A 14,060-nucleotide genomic window follows, 5' to 3' on the forward strand; every position below is an offset into this window, starting at 1 on the left:
TGGAATCGATAACCTCGGACCTGACATTCGGTCACTGCGTGGTTAGATAGCCGCACAGCTCATTTAGCCGGTCAAGGAACTGCGTCATGTCTACCGCAACACCTCCAGTTTCAAGCAAGCTGTTCGGCCTGTTTTGCCTCGCCAGTTACCTGTTGTCGTTGTCCTACGGTTCGACGTTTTTGCTCTCATTACTGATCGGCTCGCGCGGCGGTAACGAACACGATGCCGGTAGTGTGATTTCGGCGGCGATGCTCAGCACCTTTGCGGCGGTGATTGTTTCCGGTCATTTGTCCGACCTGCTCGGTGCCGCCCGCTCGGTGGCGCTGTTCGGTGTATTGCTGGTGGTGGCCAGCCTGGGCTTCGCCCTGACCCCGGGCTTCGGTCACCTGCTATTGTTTTTCGGGCTGCTGCTGGGCCTGGGCTGGGGCGTGTTCTACACCCTGGGGCCGATCATCGTGGCAAGTCTTGTGACACCCGCGCAGCGCGCCAAATACTTCGCCTTGCTGTCGGGCAGCATGATGACCGGGATCGGCAGCGGCCCGTTGCTCGGCCGCGCGGCGAGTGCGCTCGGTTATCCGGTGACGGCGGCGCTTTACCTGGCGGCGCTGGCCAGCCTGATCGGCGTATTGCTGTTCTGGCGCCTGGATCGACAACTGAAACAAGCGCCCGCGCAATCCGGCAGTGTGTCGCGGATTTCCTGGCGTGCAGCGGGTCAGGTGCTGTCGTCCAGGGCGGTGTTCCCGATCATCATGGTCGGTCTCGGCGGCTGCGTATTCGGTGGCCTGTCGAGTTTTCAAACCAGTTACGCGGCGGCGCACTCACTCGACTATTCGCTGTTCTTCCTCGGTTTCATGGGCGCGGCGATCAGCGGCCGCATGCTGGTTGCCGGTTTCGTGGTCAAGCGCGATCCGTTCCGTGCGTCGTGCCTGCTTTCGGGGCTGATGCTGGCGTCGATCGTGATGTTCGGTTTTGTCGTCGACAGCAGCTTCAGCTACGTGCTCGCGGCGGCGGTGCTCGGGATCGGTTACGGCCTGACGTACTCGGTGATCAACGGCCTGGCCGCCAATGAAGCGCCGAACGGCACTACCGCACAATCCTTGCTGCTGTTCAGTCTGTCGTACTTCATCGGCGTATTCGGCTTTCCATTGCTGGCCGGGAAAATCATCGTCGAGCAAGGCATGGCCACGCTGTTGCTCACGGTGCTGGTAGTTGCCTCGCTCAACTGGCTGATCACCGTGGGCCGGTTGATCTGGCGTAGAGCCACGGCGATCAGGGCACTGGAGCAGGCCTGAGCCGTTCGTCGCCAACACTGCACCCATACGGATCGAGGGCGGACTAATCAGGTAAGGACTCTACTCGTTGGAGACACCCCATGATTCTGTCCAGGTTGACCGCCCTCGTTCTCACTGGGCTTTTGTCCGCAGCCTCCTTCGCCGGGACCATCGGTTCGAGCACCGGCCCGACCAATCCGGTGGAAAAACCCAGGGCCCCCGCCATCCAGAGTGCCCCCGGTATGAACACCGATGGCACGACGATCGACCATAACCTGCCGCCCGCCACCGGCACCGACCCACGGGTTAAAGGCAATGACGCGGGACGTCAGGATGGGACGAACCTGCCGGACAAAAAAACGCCCGGCAGTGGCGGCGTCGGTTCAAGCACCACCGAGGACGAGGAAAGCAACATGAGCCAATAATGAAGCCAGGAGAAATCCCATGCCTCGTGGAAGCAAAACCAAATACACCGCCGAGCAAAAGCGCAAGGCGCAACACATCGAAGACAGTTACGAAAACAAAGGCGTCTCAAAGGACGAAGCCGAAGCCCGCGCCTGGGCGACGGTGAACAAACAGTCCGGTGGCGGCGAACGGGCCGGCGGTTCGGGGCGCAAGAAACCCGCCAGTGCAAAATCGGCAGATCGCAAGGAATCGGCGCGTCGGGCGGTGGCAAGCCGTAAAGGAAACTCACGTAGCAGCAAGGCTTCGCGAGAGACTCAAACAGTCGATAGCTTGAGGAAGGAAGCCAGGGCAAAGGATATTCCCGGGCGGTCCTCGATGCGCAAGCAAGAGCTGATCGAGGCGTTGCGCAAGGCGAGCTAGGGCCTGCTTATGTATTGAACGTTGAGGCCCAATCACGAGCAGGCTCGCTCCCACAGGGGACCGCGTTCGCCTGACCAACCCGGTCAATTGTGGGAGCGAGCTTGCTCGCTTCCACAAGTGTAATGGGTGTCAGCGCTGCTTCAGACGGTCAATCACGACGGCCAGAAGCAGAATCGAACCCCGGATCACATACTGATAAAACGTATCGATGTTCTTCAGGTTCATCGCATTCTCGATGATCGCCAGAATCAACACCCCGGCGATCACATGCCGGATCATGCCAATCCCGCCGCTCAACGATACCCCGCCCAACACACAGGCCGAGATCACGGTCAGCTCGAAACCCTGGCCGATCATGGGCTGGCCGGAGGTCATGCGTGATGCCAGGATCACCCCGGCCAATGCACCGATCACACCGTGCACGGCGAAGATGATGATCTTGGTCCGATCGACATTCACACCAGCCAGCAGTGCCGCTTCCTGGTTGCCGCCGATGGCCATGGTGTTGCGCCCGTAGGTGGTGTAATTCAGCAGCCAGCCGAAGAACAGGAAGCAGACGATGGTGATCAGGATCGGCACCGGCACACCAAACAGCTGGCCGTTACCGAACACGAAGAACGATTCCTGGGACACTCCCACCGCTTTACCGTTGGCGAAGATGTAGGCCAGGCCGCGCACGATCTGCATGGTCGCCAGCGTGGTGATCAGTGCATTGACCCGCAGCTTGGCGATCACTATCCCGTTGATCAGCCCGACGATCAGGCCCATTACCAGCGCCGCACAGACTCCGAGGAACACGCTGTCGGTGTCGCGCATCACCACCGCCGCGACTACCCCGGCGCAGGCAATCACCGAGCCCACCGACAAGTCGAAATGCCCCGACGCCAGGCAATACAACATGGTGCACGCCGCGATCCCGGTGGTGGAAATCGCCAGGCCCAGGCCACGCATGTTCAGCGGTGACAGGAAGTTATCGATCAGCAAGGTGCAGGCGACAAAGATGCCGACCGCCGCCAGCAGCATCACCCAGTCATCGAGGAAGCGTCGCAGGTCCAGCGGTTTGCGTGTGGTTGGCAGGGTGTTGTTTTGGGTTGTCATCATAGTCACCTCTCAGTTCGCCACGCCGTCGGCGCGTTGGCGCGGCAAAGCCAGTTGCAGCAGGTTGGATTCGTTGGCCTGTTCGCGGCTCAGCTCGCCACGCAGGGCGCCTTCGCACAGCACCAGGATGCGGTCGGAAATGCCCATGACTTCCATCAAGTCGCTGGACACCACAATCACCGCGATCCCCTCGGCGGCCAGGTTATGGATGATCTGGTAGATCTCGGCCTTGGCACCGATGTCGATGCCGCGGGTGGGCTCGTCGAGCAGCAGCACTTTCATCGGCATCGACAGCCAGCGGCCGAGAATGGCCTTCTGCTGATTGCCGCCGGACAGGTACATGATTTTCTGCGCCGCGTTGGGCGTCTTCACTTTCAGCGTCTTGATCTGCTGCTCGGCGTTGTCCTTCTCCCACAGGCCGCGCAACAGGCAACCGAAGGTGGAGTGGGCGCCGCGCGCACTGATGTTGATATTCTCGGCAACGCTGGCCAGCGGCAGGATGCCTTCCTTCTTGCGGTCCTCGGGGCACAACAGGATCCCGGCGGCAATCGCGTCCCGGGGTGAGCGCAGCTTCAGTTCATGGCCACGAAGTTTCAGCTGTCCGGCACTGTTACGCGCCAGGCCGCTGAGCAGGCGCAACAGCTCGGTGCGACCGGCACCGACCAGTCCGAACAGCCCGAGGATTTCGCCTTTGTGCACCTCGAAGCTCACCGGCTCGCGCAACCCCGGCCCGAGCAGGCCGTCGACCTTGAGCGCCACCGCGCCACGCTGGCGCGGGCGGTAATCGTAGATGTCCTGGATGTCGCGCCCGACCATGCAGGTGACCAGTTGATCGTGGGTCAACTGGCTCATGTCGTCGAAGGTGCGCACGTAACGCCCGTCCTTGAACACCGTCACCGCGTTGCAGATGCGGAACACTTCTTCCATGCGGTGGGAGACATAGAGCACCACTCTGCCCTCGTCCCGCAGCCGGCCGATAATCGCCATCAAGCGGTCGATCTCCCGCGCCGAAAGGCTGCTGGTGGGTTCGTCGAAGGCAATCACATGGGCGCCACGGGACAACGCCTTGGCGATTTCCACCAGTTGCCGCTGGCCGAGGGACAGGCGCCCGACTTTCTCCTGCGGGTCGATTTCATCGGCCAGGCCTTTGAGACAGGCCAGTGCCTGCTGACGCAGGGCACCGCGGTTGATCAGGCCGAAACTGGCGGGCAGATGCCCGAGAAACAGGTTCTCGGCCACGGTCATTTCCGGCACCAGATGCAGCTCCTGGTGGATCACCGCGACGCCACTGCCGATGCTGTCGGCGGTGGACTTGAAGTCCATCGTCCGCTCGCCGATCTGCAAGGCGCCACTGCAAGGCGTGTAGGCCCCGCCGAGGATTTTCAGCAGCGTCGACTTGCCGGCCCCGTTCTCGCCCATCAAGGCGTGAACCTGCCCCGGATGGGCGACGAAGCTGATGTTGTCCAGCGCCTTTACCCCGGGAAAGGTCTTGCCGATCCCGTTGAAGCGCAAGCTGCCGGTGAGGCTGTGTTCGTGTTGGATTGTTTGCGCGTGCATAACCACCTCTTCACACCGATCAGGCAGCCCCGCCACCGAGGCCGCCGCTGAAATCAAACGGCCGTCAGTTCCACAGGCCGATCTTTTCCAGCTCTTGCTTGAAGTTGTCGCGGGTGATCAGCGTCACGTCGTCCATGGCAGTGTACTTCGCCGGTTCTTTGCCGGTGGTGACCCACTCGTACATCATGCTGGCGGTGTTGTAGCCCTCGATGTGCGGGCTCGGCAGCATCGAACCGTAGAAGCCGCTGTCGGGTTTCTTCAGCTCGCCGATGGCGTCGGTACCGTTGATGCCGATGCCGATCACGTTGGCCGCCGCGAAACCGGCGCTCTCGGTGGCGCGCACACCGCCAAGCACGGTGTTGTCGTTCATGCCGCCAATGATCAGGTTCTTCGCCGCCCCCGGCAGTTTCACCAGGGCCGAGTTGGTGGCATCCATGCTGCCCGGCACGTCGAGGGTCTTGAGGGCCGCGAACAGGATATGGTCTTTCGGCATGCCGGCATCTTCCAGCGCTTTGACTGAGCCATCGGTGCGCTTCTTACCGGTGTCGAGTTCGTTGTAGGTGTTGATCACCGCGTAGGTGTCTTTCCAGTCCCAACCGCGTTTCTTCGCTTCGGTCGCCATGGCATTGCCTTGTTTCTGGCCGACTTCGAATGCAGCCATACCAAGGTACGGTACGTCTTCCATGAACTTGCCGCTGGCATCGACGAAGCGGTCATCGACAGCAATCACTTTCAACCCGTTGAGTTTGGCCTTGGCCATGATCGCCGGTCCCAGGGAGACGTCCGGCGGGCAGATCACGAACCCCTTGGCGCCGTTGGCCGCAAGGCTGTCGATGGCAGAAAGGGTTTTCTCACCATCAGGCACGGCAATCTTGATCAGGGTGAAGCCCTTCTCTTTCCCGGCCTTTTCGGCAAAGGCCCACTCGGTCTGAAACCAGGGCTCTTCAGCCTGCTTGACCAGGAAACCGATCTTCACTTCCTCGGCTGCCAGCAGCGTGTTGCTCAGGCTGAACGCCGAGACCGCCAACGCGGCACAGCACAGGGAACGAATAGCATGACGACGATTCATAAGCTGACTCCTTGTTATTTTTCTTGAGCGTTCGTTGAAGCCATGACGCGGTGAAACATACTGCCAATAGTCATATCATATGATGATTGTATTTCAGACGTAGCAACACGCCTGAAAGCCCGATCACTCAGTCGTGGTACATCACCGAGCGCCCGCCATCGATAGTGATGCACGAGGCATTGATGAACGGCGCTTCATCACTGGCCAGGAACACGGCGGTCATCGCCACTTCGATCGGCTGCCCGATGCGACGCGGCGGGTGCAGGTCAAACGCGCGCTGCCGTTCGGCGTGGGGGTCGGCGAAACCGTTCCAGTAATCGATGTTGATCTGGGTTTCGATGTAGCCCGGCGCGATGGCATTGACGCGGATTCCCTTGGACGCATATTCGATGCCCAGGGCACGGGTCAGACCGAGCAAGCCATGCTTGGCCACCGGGTATGGAAAGCAGCCGGGAATGATGTGGGAGGAATGGGTGGAGGCAATGTTGATGATGCTGCCGATGCCCTGCTCGATCATCTGCGGCAGCACCGCCTTGCAACCGTACCAGGCGCCATCGAGGTCGATGGCAAAGCAGCGACGCCAGTCTTCCTCGGTCATTTCCAGCGGATCGCGGAATACGTTGACCCCGGCGCAGTTGACCAGCACATCGATCCGGCCGTGCAGGTCGATCGCCAGCCGGGCCATGGCGTGCAGATCCTGTTGACGCGACACGTCGGCCTTGATCGCCACCACATCGGCGCCCTGGTCCCGCCAGTGCGCCGCGACCTTCTCGACTTTCTCGGCCTGAATGTCGCTGATGATCAGCCTGGCCTGCTGGGACGCGAAGGTCGCCACAATCGCTTCACCAATCCCCTGGGCGGCACCGGTCAGCAATACGACCTTGTTTTTCAGGCGTTCGCCCTTGGGCGGTTCGGGCACCGGTGGCAATGACAGTGGTTCAGCCATGGATCAAGACTCCTGTTCGAAGACACGACGAAAACCGGGCATCTGTCGATGTCCGGTCAAAAGGCGCTGGGTAGGAAACAAGTGAGTGCGAAAACGTTTCAGCTCGGAAACGCTCTGAGGCACTGGCTCCGCAAGGGAGCACGGGGGAACTTCGCTGCATCACTTCACCTGTTTTGTTTTTTTAAGTGTGAGTGCATGTAACTCGTGAGGCCGACTATAAACCCGGCTCGCGGCAAATCTCAATATATATATTTACATCCCATATTTTGGGATTCACCCAGCAAAACGCGTGCAATGCTTTCCAGGCACATCCACTGCAATCGACAACACAGCACCATCCAATGGATGGCCCAGCGGACTTGCCGCGCTGGTGATGTACAGGGTTTTCAGGTCTGCACCGCCAAACACACAGCTGGTGGGACGACTGACCGGCAGCTCGATGATCCGATCGACTTTGCCGTCCGGGCTCAACCTGAGCAGGCAGCTGCCGTCCCAACGGGCATTCCAGATAAAACCTTCGGTATCCATCGCCGAGCCGTCCGGGCCGCCACGCCCGTGCGGACCAAACCAGACCTGTGGCGCATCGAGGGCTCCGTCGGTACGGATGAAATGTCGATACAAGGTGCCGTCGAGGCTGTCGCCGAAGTACACCGTGGTGGCGTCATCGCTCCACAGCAGCGTGTTGGGAATGCCCAGGTTACGCAGCAACGGCGCAACCCGCCCGGCGCGATCGATGCGAAACAGCCCACCGCAACGACGGACGAGGGGCAGGTCTTCGCCCTGTTCTCCGATGTTGTTTTGCATGGTGCCGAGCCAAAGCCGGCCCTGGGTGTCGCAGCGGGCTTCGTTGGGGCGGTTGCCCGGTTGCGGATCGGCCACGCAGAACAACGTCAGGCGCGGTTCCAGGCCGGGTGAATCAAGATCGAGGCGATACACGCCGCTGCTCAATGTCACCAGGGCATCGCCGCTTTCGCATGGAATGAACGCCGATACGTGCTCCGGCATCTGCCAGATTTGCACGTTGGCGCCGATCAATCGCAGCGCCTGTTTACCGGCGATATCCACCCAGTACAGGGCTTGGGTGGGCGCATCCCAGAACGGGCCTTCGCCCAGTTGAGCCCGATGTTCGGTCACCGCAGTCCACGCCATGAAACCTCCTGCATTGTTCTTGTTTTTATATGGGGATTTTCGTTGTCAGCTGGCCTTTTTATCGGCCATGACTTGCGGGTAGTAGCGCTTGATCGCCAGGTCCGCGTTATCGATCAGAGTCATGCAGGCCCAGACACCCCGGGCGGTATCACGGGCCGCGATCGCCTCAGCCAGGTCCCGGTGAATCGGCAGGGTGCGACGCAGTTCATCCGGGTCGGCGGCGGACACTTCAAAGGCCACCGCCAGCAAAGCGCCGAGGGCGGGAACCATTTGTTCGATGAATTGGTTGTGGCTGGCGGCGAGGATGCATTCGTGGAAGAGCTGGTCGGCGCGGTTGTAATCGATGCCGCTGTCCACCGCCCGTTCCAGCGCGTTACAGGCCAACAGGATCGCGTTCACCTGTTCGCCGGTTGCGCGCTCGCAGGCCCAGCGCACGGCCATCGGCTCGATGGTGCGGCGCAGGTCGAGCAGATCGTCGACGAAGTTTTCCGGCAAGCCGCTGCGCGACAACCAGCCGACGACTTGTGGATCGAAGAGATTCCAGCGCCGTACCGGCAACACCCGCGTGCCGACTTTCGGCCCGACCTCGAGCATGCCTTTGGCCACCAGGGTCTTGATGGCTTCACGGATGACCGTGCGGCTCACGCCGAGTTGTTCGCCGAGGTCGGCTTCGACCTTGAGTGACTCACCCGGCTTGACCTGCCCCGTGGCGAGCCAACAGCCCAGCCAGTCAACCGTCGATGCATGAAAGCTGCTGGACATGGACACCTCAAAGCCGTTAGCAATGGAGGCCCACGCTAATCATCATACGATTGGATGTCAATCTGGTTCTTTCGAGAATTTCCGAAACCACTGTAGGAGCGAGCCTGCTCGCGATTGCGGTTCAGGCACAGATGTCGTCGACTGACACTCCGTCATCGCGAGCAGGCTCGCTCCTACAGGGTTTATGCGTCAGGGTTCGAGACCGATGGGGAAGAACTCGCCGCCACTCCATACACCGAGCCAGCGCTGGCCGTCGATCTCGCGACTCACCGCCAGCTCCACCAACTGATAGAACACGTTGCGATGGATCAAGGCTTCAAGATTGCTGCGCACATGCACGTAAGGGGCCGGCTCTTGCGTTACCGGGTCGATGACCACACGCATGGGATGATCGGCGCCGGCCTCGGTGGTTTCATCGACGTTGGTGGTAAAGCGCAACACCTGCGCCTCGCCCTCGCCTTCCACATCGACGGCAATCGCCACGAACGGCGCATCGTCGACCTTGATGCCGACCTTTTCCACCGGAGTGATCAGGAAATAATCATCGCCATCGCGGCGGATGATGGTGGAGAACAGTTTGACCATCGGCTTGCGCCCGATCGGCGTGCCCAGGTAATACCAGGTACCGTCCCGGGCGATGCGCATATCGATGTCGCCGCAGAAATCGGGATTCCACAGGTGCACCGGCGGCAAGCCTTTGGTCTTGGGGATTTGCCCCAGCAGGTCGTTGGCTTTTTGCGGGCCACTCATGGCGTTCTCCTCCGGATTACTGGTCGCTGAGCCCCAGCAGGCTGCGCGCATATTGTTGCAGCGGCGGGCCCATCAGGTCTTCGGGTTTTTTATCGTGGAACGTCAGTAAACCGCCACGACTCTTGATGGTTGCAGTATCAATCAAATACTGGGTGCTGGTCTCGATCAACATGATCTGAATCATACCGCTGTCGATACCGAGACGATCCAGGGCTTCCTGGTCCAGCCACTCGTCCGAGTTGCCGATACGGTCGTCAGACTTGGCAAACCGGGTATAGAGCAGATAGTGCGCACCGGCGGCACGGGCTTCGCCCATGGCCTGGTCGAGGCCTTCCGGCGTACGGGCACGGCGGACCATCGGGAAGTATTCGATGAAGCCATCGAACGCGACTTCGGCAATCACGTTGGGCCGTGGGTAAACGGCGCTGCCCGGCGGCATGAAAGCGCCTTGGGCGATGTAGACGAACGAGTCCGGCTGAATGCGCAGGTTGTTTACGCGACGGCTCTCACTGTGGTCGAGCAACCCCGCATCGCTCATATGGTAACGAGTCCCTTCGGCCATATCGCTGACGTTCATGCAGCCACCAATTGCCAATACGGCCAGCAGCAAAACCAGGCTACGCATCCTATCCTCCAGAGGCCGGTGTCGGAAAACCGGCGAATGGCCGTAGGATGCAGCTTTTGCGCCAGCTCCCGCTCACCAACACTCAGATCGCATCGCGAGCAGGCTCGCTCCCACAGAGGGTTGCATTTCAATGTGGGAGCGAGCCTGCTCGCGATGAGGAATGATCAGCCACCGATGATTTTCATCACGGTCGCGCCACCAGAGAACGCCACTTCCTGCTTGTCACCCAGGGCTTTCACCAGAAGGCGTTGCAAGGCCGGCAGCGCCTGATGGCGCGGCTTGTCCAGCAGGTCGCCGATGTAATGGCGATTGCTCGACGACAGGCAGCCATGCAGCCATCCGGTGGAAGACAAACGAAGTCGCGAGCAGGTCCGGCAGAACGGCACACTTTCATTGGCGATCACGCCGAAATGGCCTTGCCCCGGAATTTCATAACGCACCGCCGTCGCATCGACAGGTGCATCGGCTTGCAGATATTCGTAGCGCTCGCCGATCAGGCTCAGCAATTGCTGAAGGCTGACGAACTGCTGCAGAAAGGCATTGGAGTCGTTTGCCAGGTGGCCCATGCGCATCAGCTCGATGAAGCGCAGTTCATATCCACGTTCCAGGCAGTAATCGAGCAGCGGCATCACTTGATCGAGGTTCTGTCCGCGCAACGGCACCATGTTGACCTTGATCTTCATGCCGGCCGCACTGGCCTCGCTCATGCCGTCGAGCACGGTGGCCAGGTCGCCACCCCGGGCAATGCCGCGGAACGCACTGGCGTCGAGGGTATCGAGGGAAACGTTGAGGCGCCGAATGCCGGCGTTCACCAGAAGTGGCAGTTTCTTCGCCAGCAACTGACCATTGGTGGTCAGGCTGATGTCTTCCAGGCCCATCCGCCCGACCGCCGTCATGAACGCTTCGAGTTTCGGGCTGACCAGCGGCTCGCCGCCGGTAATGCGCAGACGCTCGATACCCGCCGCTTCAATCAGGTAAGCCACGCCACGCGCCATGGCTTCGGCCGACAATTCATCCTGCGCAGCCACCAGCCGCTTGCCGTTGGGCACGCAGTAGGTACAAGCGTAATTGCAGGCTGAGGTCAGACTGATTCGCAAGTTGCGAAAACGCCTGCCTTGACGGTCAACGATCATGGTCACTCCGGCGGAAGAATATCGGGCCGCTAAAACTTGACTCAGAAATCAAGTTTTAGCAAGTCCTCTACCTGAGTATATTCCTGCGGTACTGCGCCAAGTAGCAAAATCATGGCGCAATAAGGCAACTGAATGGCTCAGCTGCCGGAAGTGTCGGTGTCGCGTTTGCGCTTGTTGCCCATGCGCACGCCGATGTCCATCAGGAACTGGAAGAAACCTTCCTGGTCTTCCAGCACATTGCTCCAGAACGGCGAGTGATACAGCGCGACGGCACCGTGCACCAGGGCCCAGGATGCGCAGTAGTGGAAGTAAGGTGGCACGTCTTCCAGCTTGCCTTCGCTGATCCGGCCCTTGATCAGCAGGGTCAGGCGTTCGAAGTTCGAGGCACGGATCTTGTGCAGTTCCTCGATCATCTCCGGCACCTGGTTGCCCTTGACCACTTTTTCTTCAAGGCGGTCGAACAGGCGGTAGCGCTGTGGATCGCGCATGCGGAATTCGAAGTAGGCCCGGGACAGAGCTTCCTTGTCCTTGTCGACATCGGCCGAATGCAACAGCTCGTTCAAATCGCGCTCGTAGTCGAGCATCAGGCGCAAATAGATTTCCGCCTTGGATTTGAAGTGCTTGTAGATCGTGCCTTTACCGATACCGACGGCATCAGCAATCATCTCGACGGTGACACTGTCTTCACCTTGTTCGAGGAACAGCTTGAGCGCGGTATCGAGAATTTCCTGCTCGCGGCGACGGAATTCACGGACCTTACGAGGTTCTTTATGCATAAGAAAAGGTCTGCAGGGGTCAAAATTCGAAGCCGCGTATTATGCCTAACTTACGCAAAAATGCACGGATCATCCGACCATATCTGCGCTTTCTGGTCATTCCGCGTACGTTTACAGGGTGATGAGAACTCTTCCGAAGCGCACGTATTCCAAATTTGTTTAAAAACCCGGGCCGCTAAACTGGACGAGGCGCAATCCTGATCAATACTTGAACTGTCGGCGGGGCATCTCCCCCAAGTGTCACGCCGATATTGGTACCAACGGACCGCGTGCCATTGTTTTACTCCTAATGGTCTTAACCCGGATTCACCCCCCAGAACCCGGGTTTTTTTTGCCTGCGATTTAACCTTGTGGGAACGAGCCTGCTCGCGAAAGCGGCTTCGAACCCTAAACTGATTTCACATGCGCCAGCGGGAACAGGCGCTTGAAATTCGCCGTGGTTTGCTCGGCAAACCGCTCGTAGGGCTCACCACGCAACATTGCCAGAAATTCCGCAACTTCACGCACGTACTGCGGCAGGTTTGGCTTGCCGCGATAGGGAATCGGTGCCAGGTACGGCGAGTCGGTTTCCACCAGCAACCGGTCGGCCGGCACCTTGCTGGCCACATCGCGCAACGCATCGGCATTGCGAAAAGTGACAATCCCGGACAGGGAAATGTAATAGCCCATGTCCAGCGCAGCCTTCGCCATCTCCCAGTCTTCGGTAAAGCAATGCAATACGCCCGCCTGGGGCAACGCCGCCTCACGCAGCAAGCCCAAGGTATCGGCGCGGGCGCCGCGGGTATGGATGATCACCGGTTTGCCGGTCTGTTGCGCTGCCTGCAGGTGCAGGCGGAACGACTCCTGCTGCAACTCTGCCGCTTCCGGCTCGTAGTGATAGTCCAGACCTGTTTCGCCGATGGCCACCACACGCGGGTGATTGAGTTCGTGCAACAGCCAGTCCAGCGCCGGTGCGGCACCTGGCTGCACATCCAGAGGGTGCACGCCCACCGAGCAGTCGACGTCGTCATAACGTTCGGCCAGGGCTTTGACGTCGGCCGCATTGTCCGCGCTGACACCGATACACAGAAAGTGCCCTACCCCACGTTGCCGGGCCGCATCCAGGGCAGCATCCAGGGAGCCGTCGTGAGCGGTCAGGTCGAGGCGATCAAGGTGACAATGGGAATCTACGAGCATAAAGGGCTGCAACTTGTATCGAATGGGTGGGACGGTCGGATGTACCAATACTCAGAGTTTAGGTGCAGACGGTCATCGTTGGGCAGGCAACGACGCCCATTGCACCAGCAATGCCTCCAGCAGCAAGGCCGGGTTGAGGTTGGCCTTGCTCAGGACTTTCTGTCGCTGGGCGAGGATCCAGTCCTGGATATCGAGGACTTTGCCCTGGGCGCTCTTCTGCGCAAGGTATTGCACGACCTTGCGCATGTCGGTCAGGCCAAGGCCGGCTTCGTCCTGGGTCAACTGGTAGCGCAGGATCAGGCTCGACCAATCGCAGAACCAGTCGAACAGGCGCAACATCGGAATGTTTTTCCATTCCTCGGCCAGTTGCGTTGGCGACTGCTGTTGCTTGAGGAGTTTTTTCACCCCTTCCACCACTTGCGCGCGCTGTTCACGTACGCCCTGGCCCTGGAGGTTGACCGCCGCCAGCGGCGAACCGGCGGCCAGGGTCAGCAGTTCGACGCGTTCGTCTTCGGAGCACTCCGGCAACGCCTGGGCCAGCCACTTCAAGCTCATGGCCTCGCCCGGCAGTGGACAGGCCTGCTGCACGCAGCGACTCTTGATGGTTGGCAACAAGCGGCTCGGCTGATGGCTGACCAGCAATAGAACGGTATCGCCGGACGGCTCTTCAAGACTTTTGAGCAGGGCATTGGCGGCGTTGATGTTCATCGACTCGACCGGCTCGATCAGCACCACTTTACGCCCGCCCAACTGCGCGGTCTGCACCACGAAACCGACCAGGTCGCGCACCTGGTCGACCTTGATCGCCTTGTCGGCTTCTTCCGGCTCCAGGATGTAGTTGTCGGGGTGGCTGCCAGCCTTGAGCAGCAGGCATGATTTGCATTCGCCACAGGCCTCCAGCGCGTTCGGGCGCTGGCACAGCA

15 protein-coding genes are annotated in these 14,060 nt (G+C 60.1%); 3 read left to right on the plus strand and 12 right to left on the minus strand.

What is annotated here, in order from left to right:
• Positions 1-86: 86 nt before the first annotated feature.
• From BSF44_RS14050 to BSF44_RS14060, 3 genes are all read left to right on the plus strand, one after another.
• Positions 87-1,292, plus strand: a complete 1,206-nt coding sequence (locus BSF44_RS14050; RefSeq protein ID WP_095944000.1) for an MFS transporter — start codon at positions 87-89, stop codon at positions 1,290-1,292.
• An 80-nt stretch (positions 1,293-1,372) separates the two neighbouring features.
• Complete coding sequence (locus tag BSF44_RS14055; RefSeq protein ID WP_095944001.1) at positions 1,373-1,696, plus strand: hypothetical protein; 324 nt, start codon at positions 1,373-1,375, stop codon at positions 1,694-1,696.
• A 19-nt stretch (positions 1,697-1,715) separates the two neighbouring features.
• Positions 1,716-2,096, plus strand: a complete 381-nt coding sequence (locus BSF44_RS14060; RefSeq protein ID WP_095944002.1) for a Rho termination factor N-terminal domain-containing protein — start codon at positions 1,716-1,718, stop codon at positions 2,094-2,096.
• A gap of 129 nt (positions 2,097-2,225) precedes the next feature.
• Here the strand turns inward: BSF44_RS14060 and araH are convergent, their stop codons facing one another.
• From araH to BSF44_RS14120, 12 genes are all read right to left on the minus strand, one after another.
• Complete coding sequence (araH, locus tag BSF44_RS14065) at positions 2,226-3,194, minus strand: L-arabinose ABC transporter permease AraH (RefSeq protein ID WP_095944016.1); 969 nt, start codon at positions 3,192-3,194, stop codon at positions 2,226-2,228.
• A gap of 12 nt (positions 3,195-3,206) precedes the next feature.
• Positions 3,207-4,751, minus strand: a complete 1,545-nt coding sequence (gene araG / locus BSF44_RS14070) for an L-arabinose ABC transporter ATP-binding protein AraG (RefSeq protein WP_095944003.1) — start codon at positions 4,749-4,751, stop codon at positions 3,207-3,209.
• Between the two features lie 64 nt (positions 4,752-4,815).
• Entirely contained in the window at positions 4,816-5,820 is a 1,005-nt protein-coding gene (locus BSF44_RS14075) for a substrate-binding domain-containing protein (RefSeq protein ID WP_095944004.1), read from the minus strand.
• 127 nt (positions 5,821-5,947) lie between these two features.
• Positions 5,948-6,766, minus strand: coding sequence for an SDR family oxidoreductase (locus BSF44_RS14080; RefSeq protein ID WP_095944005.1), 819 nt, complete (start codon positions 6,764-6,766; stop codon positions 5,948-5,950).
• Between the two features lie 273 nt (positions 6,767-7,039).
• Positions 7,040-7,915 (minus strand): SMP-30/gluconolactonase/LRE family protein, encoded by an 876-nt coding sequence (locus BSF44_RS14085; RefSeq protein ID WP_095944006.1) that lies wholly within the window; start codon positions 7,913-7,915, stop codon positions 7,040-7,042.
• A gap of 45 nt (positions 7,916-7,960) precedes the next feature.
• Positions 7,961-8,677, minus strand: a complete 717-nt coding sequence (locus tag BSF44_RS14090; RefSeq protein ID WP_046037461.1) for a FadR/GntR family transcriptional regulator — start codon at positions 8,675-8,677, stop codon at positions 7,961-7,963.
• Between the two features lie 189 nt (positions 8,678-8,866).
• Positions 8,867-9,427, minus strand: a complete 561-nt coding sequence (locus BSF44_RS14095; protein WP_008050421.1) for a DUF1285 domain-containing protein — start codon at positions 9,425-9,427, stop codon at positions 8,867-8,869.
• 16 nt (positions 9,428-9,443) lie between these two features.
• Entirely contained in the window at positions 9,444-10,052 is a 609-nt protein-coding gene (locus tag BSF44_RS14100) for a DUF4823 domain-containing protein (RefSeq protein WP_095944007.1), read from the minus strand.
• Between the two features lie 164 nt (positions 10,053-10,216).
• Positions 10,217-11,185: a GTP 3',8-cyclase MoaA gene (locus tag BSF44_RS14105; protein ID WP_095944008.1), complete on the minus strand. Its 969-nt coding sequence runs from the start codon at positions 11,183-11,185 to the stop codon at positions 10,217-10,219.
• A gap of 137 nt (positions 11,186-11,322) precedes the next feature.
• Positions 11,323-11,961, minus strand: a complete 639-nt coding sequence (locus BSF44_RS14110) for a TetR/AcrR family transcriptional regulator (protein WP_008050425.1) — start codon at positions 11,959-11,961, stop codon at positions 11,323-11,325.
• A gap of 387 nt (positions 11,962-12,348) precedes the next feature.
• Positions 12,349-13,137 (minus strand): TatD family hydrolase, encoded by a 789-nt coding sequence (locus BSF44_RS14115; protein ID WP_095944009.1) that lies wholly within the window; start codon positions 13,135-13,137, stop codon positions 12,349-12,351.
• A 72-nt stretch (positions 13,138-13,209) separates the two neighbouring features.
• Positions 13,210-14,060: DNA polymerase III subunit delta' (locus BSF44_RS14120; protein WP_095944010.1), on the minus strand; the 851-nt coding region annotated here is incomplete at its 5' end.

Origin of the sequence: Pseudomonas sp. ACN8, assembly GCF_002303925.1 — a bacterium.
Lineage (GTDB): Bacteria > Pseudomonadota > Gammaproteobacteria > Pseudomonadales > Pseudomonadaceae > Aquipseudomonas.

Coding starts and splice junctions, on each gene's coding strand:
- BSF44_RS14050 (WP_095944000.1), top strand. CDS start 87: ATGTCTACCGCAACACCTCCAGTTTCAAGCAAGCTGTTCGGCCTGTTT.
- BSF44_RS14055 (WP_095944001.1), top strand. CDS start 1,373: ATGATTCTGTCCAGGTTGACCGCCCTCGTTCTCACTGGGCTTTTGTCC.
- BSF44_RS14060 (WP_095944002.1), top strand. CDS start 1,716: ATGCCTCGTGGAAGCAAAACCAAATACACCGCCGAGCAAAAGCGCAAG.
- araH (WP_095944016.1), bottom strand. CDS start 3,194: ATGACAACCCAAAACAACACCCTGCCAACCACACGCAAACCGCTGGAC.
- araG (WP_095944003.1), bottom strand. CDS start 4,751: ATGCACGCGCAAACAATCCAACACGAACACAGCCTCACCGGCAGCTTG.
- BSF44_RS14075 (WP_095944004.1), bottom strand. CDS start 5,820: ATGAATCGTCGTCATGCTATTCGTTCCCTGTGCTGTGCCGCGTTGGCG.
- BSF44_RS14080 (WP_095944005.1), bottom strand. CDS start 6,766: ATGGCTGAACCACTGTCATTGCCACCGGTGCCCGAACCGCCCAAGGGC.
- BSF44_RS14085 (WP_095944006.1), bottom strand. CDS start 7,915: ATGGCGTGGACTGCGGTGACCGAACATCGGGCTCAACTGGGCGAAGGC.
- BSF44_RS14090 (WP_046037461.1), bottom strand. CDS start 8,677: ATGTCCAGCAGCTTTCATGCATCGACGGTTGACTGGCTGGGCTGTTGG.
- BSF44_RS14095 (WP_008050421.1), bottom strand. CDS start 9,427: ATGAGTGGCCCGCAAAAAGCCAACGACCTGCTGGGGCAAATCCCCAAG.
- BSF44_RS14100 (WP_095944007.1), bottom strand. CDS start 10,052: ATGCGTAGCCTGGTTTTGCTGCTGGCCGTATTGGCAATTGGTGGCTGC.
- BSF44_RS14105 (WP_095944008.1), bottom strand. CDS start 11,185: ATGATCGTTGACCGTCAAGGCAGGCGTTTTCGCAACTTGCGAATCAGT.
- BSF44_RS14110 (WP_008050425.1), bottom strand. CDS start 11,961: ATGCATAAAGAACCTCGTAAGGTCCGTGAATTCCGTCGCCGCGAGCAG.
- BSF44_RS14115 (WP_095944009.1), bottom strand. CDS start 13,137: ATGCTCGTAGATTCCCATTGTCACCTTGATCGCCTCGACCTGACCGCT.